Source organism: Streptomyces palmae (assembly GCF_004684805.1).
Lineage (GTDB): Bacteria > Actinomycetota > Actinomycetes > Streptomycetales > Streptomycetaceae > Streptomyces > Streptomyces palmae.
The window spans coordinates 1-3,720 of record NZ_SRID01000521.1 but is presented as its reverse complement, the minus strand read 5'-3'; the positions used below and the strand labels follow the sequence as shown (position 1 = coordinate 3,720).

Sequence of the window (3,720 nt, the reverse complement as noted above, 5' to 3'; positions counted from 1 at the left end):
GCCCGGCACCGCACCCCTCGTCAGCCCCCCTCCCGGAAGGGACAATGGCCGGATGACGGCCGGACGCTGGGAGTTCTGGATCGACCGTGGCGGTACGTTCACCGATGTCATCGGGCGCCGTCCGGACGGCCGGCTGGTCACCCGGAAGGTGCTCTCCCACGACCCCGGCCGGGACCAGGACGCGGCGGTGGCCGGCATCCGCGCGATGCTGGGGCTGGGGGACGGCGAGCCGGTCCCCGCGGATCAGGTCTCGGTGGTGAGGATGGGCACCACGGTGGCCACCAACGCGCTGCTGGAGCGTACCGGCGAGCCCACCGTGCTGGTCGTCACCGAGGGCTTCCGGGACGCCCTGCGCATCGCCTACCAGAACCGGCCGCGCCTGTTCGACCGGCGCATCCTGCTGCCGGAGGCGCTGTACGACCGGGTGGTGGAGATCCCCGAGCGGCTGGACGCCCGCGGCGAGGTGGTGCGACCGCTGGACCCGGCCGCCGCCACCGAGGCACTGCGCACCGCTCACCGGGACGGCTTCCGCAGCGCGGCCGTGGTGCTGCTGCACGGCTACCGGCAGCCCGCGCACGAACGGGCGGTCGCCGCCGCGGCCCGGGACCTCGGTTTCACCCAGGTGAGCTGCTCGCACGAGGTCAGCCCGCTGATGAAGCTGGTGCCGCGCGGCGACACCACCGTGGTGGACGCCTACCTCTCGCCGGTCCTGCGCCGCTACGTGGACCGGGTGGCGGCCGAACTCCCCGGCATCCGGCTGATGTTCATGCAGTCCAACGGCGGGCTGCGGGAGGCCGCCCACTTCCGGGGCAAGGACGCGGTGCTGTCCGGCCCGGCCGGCGGGGTGGTGGGAATGGCACGCTCCTCCGCCGAGGTCGGCCACCGGCGGGTGATCGGCTTCGACATGGGCGGCACCTCCACCGACGTGTCCCACTACGCCGGGGAGCTGGAGCGGGTCTGGGGCACCGAGGTGGCAGGGGTGCGGATGCGCGCCCCGATGATGGACATCCACACCGTGGCGGCCGGCGGCGGCTCGGTACTGCACTTCGACGGCCGCCGCTACCGGGTGGGGCCCGACTCGGCGGGCGCCGTCCCCGGCCCCGCCTGCTACCGGCGCGGCGGGCCGCTCACCGTCACCGACGCCAACGTGATGCTCGGCCGGGTGCAGCCGGACCACTTCCCCGCGGTCTTCGGGCCGCACGGCGACCAGCCGCTCGACGCCGAGCTGGTCCGAACCCGCTTCACCGAGCTGGCCGCCGAGATCACCCGCGCCACCGGTGACCGCCGCGGCCCCGAGCAGGTGGCGTCCGGCTTCCTGGACATCGCCGTGCTCAACATGGCCAACGCGGTGAAGAAGATCTCCGTGCAGCGCGGCCGGGACATCACCCGCTACGCGCTGACCAGCTTCGGCGGCGCGGGCGGCCAGCACGCCTGCGCGGTGGCCGACGCACTCGGCGTGGACACCGTGATCGTGCCCCCGCTGGCCGGCCTGCTCTCCGCGTACGGCATCGGGGTGGCCGACGCCACCGCACTGCGCGAGCAGGCCGTGGAGACCGAGCTGACCGAGCAGGCGATGCCCCGCATCCGCGCGGTCTGCGCCGAGCTCGACGAACGCACCCGGGCCGAGCTGCACGCGGAGGGCGTACCGGAACACGCCGTCACGGTCGCGGCCAAGGTGCAGTTGCGCTACGCGGGCACCGACGCCGCGATCCCGGTACCCCTGGACTCGGCCGAGGCCATGACCGAGGCGTTCGTGGCCGAACACCGCGCCCGCTACGCCTTCACCATGGACAAACCGCTGGTCGCCGAGGCGGTCACGGCGGAGGCGGTCGGACCGGCGGAAGGCGCGGGAGCCGGCACCGCCTCCCAGCCGCCGCCCGAGGGCGAGGGCGCGGCGCGGCCGGCGGCCACGGTGCGGATGTTCGTCGGCGGTCGATGGCGACCCACCCCGCTGTACGAGCGGACCCGGCTGCGCCCCGGCGACCGGATCAGCGGACCCGCGATCATCGCCGAGCCGGACGCCACCACCGTGGTGGACCCCGGCTGGCAGGCCGAAGCCGCGCGGTCGGGGCATCTGCTGCTCACCCGCGCCCGCCCGCGCCCGCACCGCAGCGCGGTCGGCACCGAGGTCGACCCGGTGCTGCTGGAGGTGTTCAACAGCCTCTTCATGGCCATCGCCGAGCAGATGGGCGTACGACTGGAGAACACCGCCCACTCGGTCAACATCAAGGAGCGGCTGGACTTCTCCTGCGCGCTCTTCGACGCCGGCGGCAACCTCATCGCCAACGCCCCGCACATCCCGGTCCACCTCGGCTCCATGGGGGACTCGATCAAGGAAGTGCTGCGGCGCAACGGCGACCGGATGCGGCCCGGTGATGTGTACGCCATCAACGACCCCTACCACGGGGGCACCCACCTGCCCGATGTCACCGTGGTCACCCCCGTGTTCGACCGGGCGGGCCGGGACCTGCTCTTCCTGGTGGCCTCCCGCGGCCATCACGCCGAGATCGGCGGGGTCACCCCGGGCTCCATGCCGGCCTTCAGCCGCACCGTGCAGGAAGAGGGGGTGCTCTTCGACAACTGGCTGCTGGTACGGGACGGCCGGCTGCGCGAGACGGAGACCCGCGCACTGCTGGCCGCCGGACCGTATCCCTCCCGCGCCCCCGAGGCGAACCTCGCCGACCTGCGCGCCCAGATCGCGGCCAACGAGAAGGGCATCCAGGAGCTGCACCGCATGATCGAGCAGTTCGGCCTGGACGTGGTGCACGCCTATATGCAGCACGTACAGGACAACGCCGAGGAGTCGGTGCGCCGTATCGTCGCCGACCTGGCGGACGGCTCGTACCGGTACGAGACGGACAGCGGGGCGGTCATCCAGGTCGCCCTGCGCGTCGACCGAGCGGCCCGCGGCGCGGTCCTGGACTTCAGCGGCACCTCACCCCAGCAGCCCGGCAACGCCAACGCACCCAGTTCCGTGGTGACCGCGGCGGTGCTCTACGTCTTCCGCACCCTGGTCGCCGAGGACATCCCGCTCAACAGCGGCTGCCTGAAGCCGCTGGAGATCCGCATCCCACCCGGCTCCATGCTGGCCCCGGAATTCCCGGCCGCCACCGTGGCGGGCAACGTGGAGACCTCGCAGGCGGTCACCGGGGCCCTGTACGCGGCACTGGGCGTCCAGGCCGAGGGCTCCGGCACCATGAACAACCTCACCTTCGGCAACGACCGGGTGCAGTACTACGAGACCGTGGCCAGCGGCTCCGGCGCGGGCGACGGCTTCCACGGGGCGGACGCGGTGCAGACCCACATGACCAACTCCCGGCTCACCGACCCCGAGGTGCTGGAGTGGCGCTACCCGGTGCGTGTCGAGGGCTTCGCGATCCGGCACGGCAGCGGGGGCGCGGGCCGCTGGCACGGCGGCGACGGCGTCACCCGGCGCCTTCGCTTCCTGGAGCCCATGACCGTCGCCCTGCTCGGCAACCACCGCCGGGTACCGCCCTACGGCATGGCCGGCGGGTGCCCGGGGGAGTGCGGCGCCAACCTCCTGGAACGCGCGGACGGCACCGTCCAACCCCTCGCCGGCTGCGACACGGCGGACGCCGGCCCCGGCGACACCCTGGTCATCCACACCCCAGGCGGCGGCGGATACGGCCCCCCGCAGAAACGGGACGAGTAGGCGTCCCCCAGGCCGCGAGTACCCCGCCCCCTCCCGCGCACCAGGGA

At 73.6% G+C, this 3,720-nt stretch carries 1 protein-coding gene; it reads left to right on the top strand.

What is annotated here, in order from left to right:
• Positions 1-52 precede the first annotated feature (52 nt).
• Entirely contained in the window at positions 53-3,673 is a 3,621-nt protein-coding gene (locus E4099_RS30295; RefSeq protein ID WP_135342309.1) for a hydantoinase B/oxoprolinase family protein, read from the top strand.
• Positions 3,674-3,720 lie beyond the last annotated feature (47 nt).